Below are 7,900 nucleotides of genomic sequence, written 5' to 3'. Positions count from 1 at the left end.
GGCCCGGAACGGATCGATGCGCGCGGTTTCCGGGTCGGGCAGCAGCAGCATGTCGGATTCGTGGATGGACTGGAATCCGCGGATCGAGGATCCGTCGAAGGCGAGCCCGTCCTCGAATACGCTTTCGTCGAGCGCCGAGGCGGGGATCGAGAAATGCTGCATAACCCCCGGCAGGTCGCAGAATCGAATGTCGACGTACTCGACGGACTCGTCGGCGACGAGCTTGAAAATGTCGGCGGCCATATTGGTCTCCTTCGCGTGCAGACAGCCAAACGATAGGCAGTGCACATTTCCTGGACATCATCCAGTTATTGCGTCGACGTAACACAAACCTCACGGCAGGCTCGTTGTCCAGCGAACTGGCACGTTTGCTGGGTCGCGGTATATCGTTACGTTGCCTGTGAGACTTTTCAGGCAGGAACGCCGTTCAACGTCGCACGGATCAATCCCCTTGACCGCTTGTCCTATGGGCAACGGACAAGGACGTGCGAAGGGTTAGGTGGCGATGGCGCCCAGTCGGGTGGGGCTCTACAACCCCGCGTTCGAACATGACGCGTGTGGGGTGGCCATGGTGGTCGATATCCATGGCCGGCGCAGTCGCGACATCGTCGATAAGTCGATCACGGCACTGCTCAACCTGGAGCACCGCGGCGCTGCCGGAGCCGAACCGAACAGCGGTGACGGCGCTGGGATCCTGATCCAGATTCCGGACCTGTTCCTGCGTGCTGTGACCGACTTCGAGCTTCCGCCCGAAGGCAGCTATGCCACCGGGATCGCATTTCTCCCGCAGTCGGCCAAAGAGTCGGCGGCAGCCTGTGTCGGCTTGGAGAAGATCGTCGAGGCGGAGGGCCTGAAGGTGCTCGGCTGGCGCGATGTGCCGATCGATGACTCGTCGTTGGGCGCGCTGGCTCGAGATGCGATGCCGACCTTCCGGCAGCTGTTCATCGGCGGGGCCTCGGGTATGGCTCTGGAGCGCCGAGCCTATGTGGTGCGCAAGCGCGCCGAACATGAGCTGGGCAGCAAGGGTCCTGGTCAGGACGGACCGGGTCGGGAATCCGTCTATTTCCCAAGCCTTTCCAGCCGAACCATGGTGTACAAGGGCATGTTGACCACGCCGCAGCTCAAGGCGTTCTACCCCGATTTGGCCGATGAGCGGATGCAAAGCGCGCTGGGCCTGGTGCATTCTCGGTTCTCCACCAACACGTTTCCGTCGTGGCCGCTGGCCCACCCGTTCCGCCGGATCGCCCACAACGGCGAAATCAACACCGTCACCGGCAACGAGAACTGGATGCGTGCCCGGGAGGCGCTGATCCGCACCGACATCTTCGGCTCTGAAGGCGGCCAACGCAGCGCGGACAAGCTGTTCCCGATCTGCACGCCGGGCGCCTCCGACACCGCCCGGTTCGATGAGGTGCTCGAACTGCTGCACCTGGGCGGCCGGAGCCTGCCGCACGCGGTGCTGATGATGATCCCGGAGGCCTGGGAACGGCACGAGAGCATGGACGGGCCCACCCGAGCCTTTTACGAGTACCACGACTCGCTCATGGAGCCCTGGGATGGCCCGGCCTCGATGACCTTCACCGACGGCACCGTGGTGGGCGCGGTGTTGGACCGCAACGGCCTGCGGCCGTCGCGTATCTGGGTAACCGAAGACGGGCTGGTGGTGATGGCGTCCGAGGCCGGTGTCCTCGACCTGGACCCCGCCACGGTGGTGCACCGGCAGCGGCTGCAGCCCGGCAAGATGTTCCTGGTTGACACCGCCGCCGGGCGGATCATCTCCGATCGCGAGATCAAGTCGACGCTGGCCGGCGAACGGCCGTACCAGCAGTGGATCGATGAGTGCCTGATCGGAATCGGCGAACTGCCTCCCGGCGATGCGCCCCGGATGGAGCATCACCGGGTTCTGTTGCGGCAGCACATGTTCGGCTACACCTACGAAGAGCTCAACCTGGTGCTCGCTCCCATGGCGCGCTCCGGCGCTGAGCCGATCGGGTCCATGGGTACCGACACCCCGGTGGCGGTGCTCTCGGCGCGGCCCCGGCTGCTGTTCGACTATTTCCAGCAGTTGTTCGCCCAGGTCACCAACCCGCCGTTGGACGCTATCCGCGAAGAGGTGATCACCAGCCTGCAGGGTGCGCTGGGACCCGAAGGCGACTTGCTCAACACCGACGAACCCACCTGGCGGCAGATCGTGCTGCCCCAGCCGATCCTGAGCAACGCCGAGCTGGCGAAGCTGCTGAAGCTGAGCCCCGACCAGCGGATCGGTGCCCGGGGCCCGCACGGCCTGTCCACGGCCGTCATCAGCTGCCTGTACCCGCCGGCGGCAGGCGGTGCCGGGCTGCGTGCAGCCCTCAAGCAGGTGTGCTCGCGGGCCTCGGAGGCGATCGCCGAAGGCGCCAGCTTCCTGGTGATCTCCGACCGGGAGTCCGACGAGACTATGGCGCCCATTCCGTCGCTACTGGCCACCGCGGCGGTGCATCACCACCTGGTCGCCGAGCGGACCCGCACCAAGGTGGGTCTGGTGGTGGAGGCCGGCGACGCCCGCGAGGTGCACCACATGGCTGCCCTGATCGGGTTCGGCGCCGCCGCGGTGAACCCTTACCTGGCGTTCGAGTCCGTCGAGGACATGCTCGACCGGGGTCTGATCGAAGGCCTCGACCGCGAGAAGGCGTTGGCCAACTATGCCAAGGCCGCCGGCAAGGGCGTGCTGAAAGTCATGTCCAAGATGGGCATCTCGACGCGGGCGTCCTACACCGGAGCGCAGCTGTTCCAGCCGATAGGTATCTCGCAAGACGTTCTCGACGAGTACTTCACCGGCCTGTACTGCCCGATCGGTGGGATCACCCTCGACGACATCGCCGCCGATGTCGCCGCCCGCCATGCGCTGGCCTACCTGGACCGCCCAGAAGAGCGGGCGCACCGCGAACTGCCGGTGGGCGGGGAGTACCAGTGGCGCCGCGAGGGCGAACACCACCTGTTCAACCCGGAGACGGTGTTCAAACTTCAGCATTCCACCCGAACGGGCCAGTACTCGGTCTTCAAGGAGTACACGACGCTGGTCGACGACCAGAGCGAACGCCTGGCGACGCTGCGGGGTCTGTTGCGATTCAAGACCGGGGAACGGCCCCCGGTGCCCCTTGACGAGGTGGAACCGGCCACCGAGATCGTCAAACGCTTCGCGACCGGCGCCATGAGTTACGGCTCGATCTCCGCCGAGGCGCACGAAACCCTGGCGATCGCGATGAACCGGATCGGCGGCCGTTCCAACTGCGGTGAGGGCGGCGAGCACGCCGGCCGATTCCTGCCGGACGCCGACGGCTCCTGGCGGCGCAGCGCCATCAAGCAGGTCGCTTCGGGCCGATTCGGCGTGACGAGCGAGTACCTGGTCAACTGCACCGACCTGCAGATCAAGATCGCGCAGGGAGCCAAGCCCGGCGAGGGTGGTCAGCTCCCGGGCAACAAGGTGTATCCCTGGATCGCCGAGGTCCGGCATGCCACCCCGGGTGTCGGACTGATCTCTCCGCCCCCGCACCACGACATTTACTCCATCGAGGACCTCAAGCAGCTGATCCACGACCTGAAGAACGCCAACCCGGAGGCTCGCATCCATGTGAAGCTGGTCGCCGAGAACGGCGTCGGAACGGTGGCCGCGGGAGTGTCCAAGGCTCACGCCGACGTGGTGTTGATCTCCGGCCATGACGGAGGCACCGGGGCGGCGCCGTTGACCTCGCTCAAGCACGCCGGAGCGCCGTGGGAACTCGGGCTGGCTGAAACCCAGCAGACCTTGCTGCTCAACGGACTTCGGGACCGGATCGTGGTGCAGGTGGACGGCCAGCTCAAGACCGGGCGCGACGTGGTCATCGCGGCGCTGCTGGGGGCCGAGGAATTCGGCTTCGCCACCGCGCCGTTGGTGGTGTCGGGCTGCATCATGATGCGGGTCTGTCACCTCGACACCTGCCCGGTGGGCGTGGCAACTCAGAACCCGGCGTTGCGCGAACGGTTCAGCGGACAACCGGAGTTCGTCGAGAACTTCTTCTGGTTCATCGCCGAAGAGGTGCGCGAGTACCTGGCGGCTTTGGGATTCCGCACCATCAACGAGGCGGTCGGGCAGGTGAATGCGCTGGACACCACGCTGGCCCGCGCCCACTGGAAGGCCCACAAGCTCGACCTCGGGCCGGTCCTGCATGAGCCGGAGTCAGCGTTCATGAACCAGGATCTGTACTGCACCTCCGGTCAGGATCACGGTCTGGACAAAGCATTGGACCAGCAGCTGATCGTCATGAGCCGGGAGGCTCTCGATGCCGGTACCCCGGTCAAGTTCACCAGCGCGATATCCAACGTGAACCGGACCGTCGGCACGATGCTCGGCTATGAGGTCACCAAAGCCTATGGTGCCCAGGGGTTGCCGGACGGAAGCATCGACATCACCTTCACCGGTTCGGCTGGCAACAGCTTCGGGGCATTTCTGCCGCCGGGGATCAACCTGCGGGTCTTTGGCGACGCCAACGACTACGTGGCCAAGGGGCTGTCCGGTGGCCGGATCGTGGTCCGGCCCCCGCTGGATGCGCCCGACGGCTACGTCGCGGAGGAGAACATCATCGGCGGCAACGTGATTCTGTTCGGCGCGACATCCGGCGAGTTGTTCCTGCGCGGGGTGGTCGGGGAACGATTCGCGGTCCGCAACTCCGGTGCGGTAGCAGTGGTCGAGGGAGTCGGCGACCACGGCTGTGAGTACATGACCGGAGGCAAGGTGGTGGTGTTGGGCCCGACCGGGCGCAACTTCGCCGCCGGCATGTCCGGGGGCGTGGCCTATGTCTATGACCCGGACCGGCAGCTGGGTGACCGGCTGAACACCGAGATGGTGGACCTCGACGTATTCGACGATTTCGACGAGGACGATGTGGCGTGGCTGCGTGACGTGCTGGCGGCACACGTCGCCGCCACCGACTCGGTGCCCGCCCGCGCGATCCTGGCCGATTGGGCCAACCGCGGAAGGGACTTCGTCAAAGTGATGCCGCGCGACTACCGGCGGGTGCTCGCCGCGGTCGCCGAGGCGCAGGCCAGTGGCATAGATCCTGAGGAGGCAATTATGGCGGCGGCTCATGGCTGACCCGAAAGGTTTCATCACCAACACCCAGCGCATCCTGCCGTTGCGCCGCCCGGTCTCGGAGCGGCTGGGCGACTGGAACGAGGTGTACCAGGATTTCGCCGAGGACACCGTGCGTGAGCAGGCCGGACGCTGCATGGATTGCGGCATTCCGTTCTGCCACAACGGCTGTCCGCTGGGCAACCTCATCCCGGAGTGGAACGACCTGGTGCGTACCGGGCGGTGGCGTGAGGCGTTCGACAGGCTGCATGCCACGAACAACTTCCCGGACTTCACCGGCCGGCTCTGCCCCGCGCCGTGCGAACCGGCCTGTGTGCTGGGCATCAACCAGCCTCCGGTGACCATCAAGCAGGTCGAGTACGAGATCGTCGAACGTGGCTTCGCCGAGGGCTGGGTGGAACCGATCTCGCCGTCGGTCCGCACCGGGAAGTCGGTCGCGGTAGTGGGCTCGGGGCCGGCCGGACTGGCCGCCGCCCAGCAACTCACCCGGGGCGGACACGCGGTGACCGTCTTTGAGCGCGATGACCGCATCGGTGGTCTGTTGCGTTACGGCATACCGGAATTCAAGATGGAAAAGCGAATTCTGGACCGGCGCCTGGAACAGATGGTTAGCGAGGGAACGACGTTCGAGACGGGCGTGAATGTCGGGGTGGATCTGCCCGTCGAGCAGCTGCGTGAAGACTTCGACGCCGTTGTGCTGGCCGGCGGTGCCACCGCCTGGCGAGACCTGCCGATCCCGGGCCGGGAGCTCAAGGGCATCCACCAGGCGATGGAATACCTGCCGTGGGCGAACCGGGTGCAGGCCGGCGACCTTGCTGAGCCGCCGATCACCGCGCACGGCAAGAAGGTCGTCATCATCGGCGGTGGTGACACCGGTGCCGACTGCCTGGGCACCGTGCACCGCCAGGGCGGGACGTGCGTGCATCAGTTCGAGATCATGCCGCGGCCGCCTGAGATCCGGGATCCGTCCACCCCGTGGCCGACCTACCCGTTGATCATGCGAACCACGTCCGCGCACGAGGAGGGTGGTGATCGGGTGTTCTCGGTCAACACCGAGGCATTCATCGGCCGGGACGGTCAGGTGACCGGTTTGCGGGCCCATGAAGTGCGCCGCCGCAACGGCGGTTTCGAGAAGGTCGACGGTACCGACTTCGAACTCGAAGCCGACCTGGTTCTGCTCGCAATGGGATTCGTCGGGCCGGAACGTTCACCGCTGCTGGCCGATCTGGGGGTGGAGTTCACCGAGCGCGGTAACGTGGCCCGCGACGCGGAGTACGCGACCGCGGTGCCGGGTGTCTATGTCGCCGGCGACATGGGCCGCGGTCAATCCCTCATCGTGTGGGCAATCGCCGAAGGGCGCGGTGCCGCGGCGAGCGTGGACCGGTACCTGATGGGCCGCACCGCATTGCCCTCACCGATCACCGCGACCGCGGCGCCGCTTCGCTGAGTCGAGTAGCCCGCATTCAGCTCGCGGCGCGACGACGCGGTGCGAGAAGGATGCGGGCTGCCAAGTCGAATCGCGACCGCAATCTCACCCGTCACTTTAGCAACTTCTGTCTCAAGTATCGGCGCGTCGCGTGTTGTTTGCCACACGCCGGGTGTCTAATGGACAGCTATGTGATCCGCGTTAACAACGTGTTAACATGGTCCGCATTATTCCAATCTGGTCCGAACCGGGGCGGGGGTCAGCGCCGTGTACATCAACTCGATATACCGATACCGGATGGGCCGTATGGCCTGGTCACTGCTGCGCCATCCGCGCAGAAGCCGAGGGTTTCCCGCCAAGCACGAGCGTTTGGTAACCGCCGACGAACTCTTGCGCTTCGCCACATAGGTCCGGCCAGGCCGGGGGCCGCGGTCTCCCGGAGGAGTTTGCTGACCGTTATCAGTTCGTGATCTATGCCAGTAATCCGGAGTCGCGAATGGCCTCGGCCAATGGCTCGAGAACTGCCGGGTCGTACGGTGACGGCAGGTAGACGATCGCCAGATCCAGGCCCTCGGCGCCGAGCGCTACGGCGTCCTCGATCAGCCGGCCGTAATCGAGATCCGGCTGCAACCGCAGGTGCGCCGACAAGGTGATCTGCTGCGGGTCGCGCCCGATGTCGGCGCAGTGGGCGGCCAGCACGTCGCGCTTGCGGGCGAACTCGGCGGGAGTGCCGCCCACGAAGTTCCAATGTTGGGCGTATTTCGCCGTTATCTTCAGCGTGCGCTTCTCGCCGTTGCCTCCGATGCAGATCGGCGGGTGTGGGCGCTGCGGTCCCTTGGGCTCGTTGCGGGCTTCGGTGAGCTGGTAGTAGGTGCCGGCAAAGGTGGTGGTGTCCGCGCTCAACAGGCCGATCAAGACCTGACAGGCCTCTTCGAAACGGTCGAAACGCTCGGAGATGCTGCCCAACTCGATCCCGTAGGCGCCCGACTCCTCTTCGTTCCAGCCCGCACCGATCCCCAACTCCAGGCGTCCGCCGGAAATGATGTCGAGGGCGGCGGCCATGTTGGCCAGCACGGCGGGATGGCGATAGTGGATGCCGGTCACCAGCGTGCCGAGTCGCAGTCGGGTGGTCGCCTGGGCCAGCGCAGTCAGGGTGGTCCAACCCTCCAGGCACGGCCCGGTCGGGTCGGAGAAGATCGGGTAGAAGTGGTCGAAGGTCCAGCCGGACTCGTAGACGTCGATCTCGTCCGCGGCTCGCCAGACGGCCAGCATGTCGGACCAGGTGGTGTTCTGCGGCGAAGTCTTGAATGCGAAGCGCATCCCACCGAGCCTAGCGGCGATCGCAAGGCCGGCGGTGGGGGTACCTC

Annotated in this window: 4 protein-coding genes; 2 read left to right on the top strand and 2 right to left on the bottom strand. The window is 65.8% G+C overall.

Features of this window, described 5'->3' with window-relative positions; translation table 11 throughout:
* Positions 1 to 243, bottom strand: a 243-nt coding sequence (locus N416_RS21935; RefSeq protein WP_036458695.1) for a glutamine synthetase beta-grasp domain-containing protein, incomplete at its 3' end; no start/stop codon positions are given.
* A gap of 262 nt (positions 244 to 505) precedes the next feature.
* On the opposite strand from N416_RS21935, the gene gltB reads away from it, so the two are divergent.
* The gene (gene gltB / locus N416_RS0119680) at positions 506 to 5,110 is read left to right on the top strand and encodes a glutamate synthase large subunit (protein WP_024443810.1); all 4,605 of its coding nucleotides are present in this window, start codon (positions 506 to 508) and stop codon (positions 5,108 to 5,110) included.
* Positions 5,103 to 6,554 carry a glutamate synthase subunit beta gene (locus N416_RS0119675; protein ID WP_024443809.1) on the top strand — a complete coding sequence of 484 codons (1,452 nt, stop codon included), beginning with the start codon at positions 5,103 to 5,105 and terminating at the stop codon, positions 6,552 to 6,554. The genes gltB and N416_RS0119675 overlap by 8 nt, the downstream gene beginning before the upstream one ends.
* 450 nt (positions 6,555 to 7,004) lie before the next feature.
* Here N416_RS0119675 and N416_RS0119670 read toward each other — a convergent pair whose 3' ends face one another.
* The gene (locus N416_RS0119670; protein ID WP_024443808.1) at positions 7,005 to 7,853 is read right to left on the bottom strand and encodes an LLM class F420-dependent oxidoreductase; all 849 of its coding nucleotides are present in this window, start codon (positions 7,851 to 7,853) and stop codon (positions 7,005 to 7,007) included.
* Positions 7,854 to 7,900 lie beyond the last annotated feature (47 nt).

It is taken from the genome of Mycobacterium sp. UM_WGJ, assembly GCF_000455125.1.
GTDB lineage: Bacteria > Actinomycetota > Actinomycetes > Mycobacteriales > Mycobacteriaceae > Mycobacterium.
Note: the sequence above shows the minus strand (reverse complement) of the source record. Positions and strands in the feature narration are given on the sequence as shown.

What these genes read in the sequence shown, in the direction of transcription:
- gltB (WP_024443810.1), top strand. Translation starts at nt 506, where the DNA reads ATGGCGCCCAGTCGGGTGGGGCTCTACAACCCCGCGTTCGAACATGAC.
- N416_RS0119675 (WP_024443809.1), top strand. Translation starts at nt 5,103, where the DNA reads ATGGCTGACCCGAAAGGTTTCATCACCAACACCCAGCGCATCCTGCCG.
- N416_RS0119670 (WP_024443808.1), bottom strand. Translation starts at nt 7,853, where the DNA reads ATGCGCTTCGCATTCAAGACTTCGCCGCAGAACACCACCTGGTCCGAC.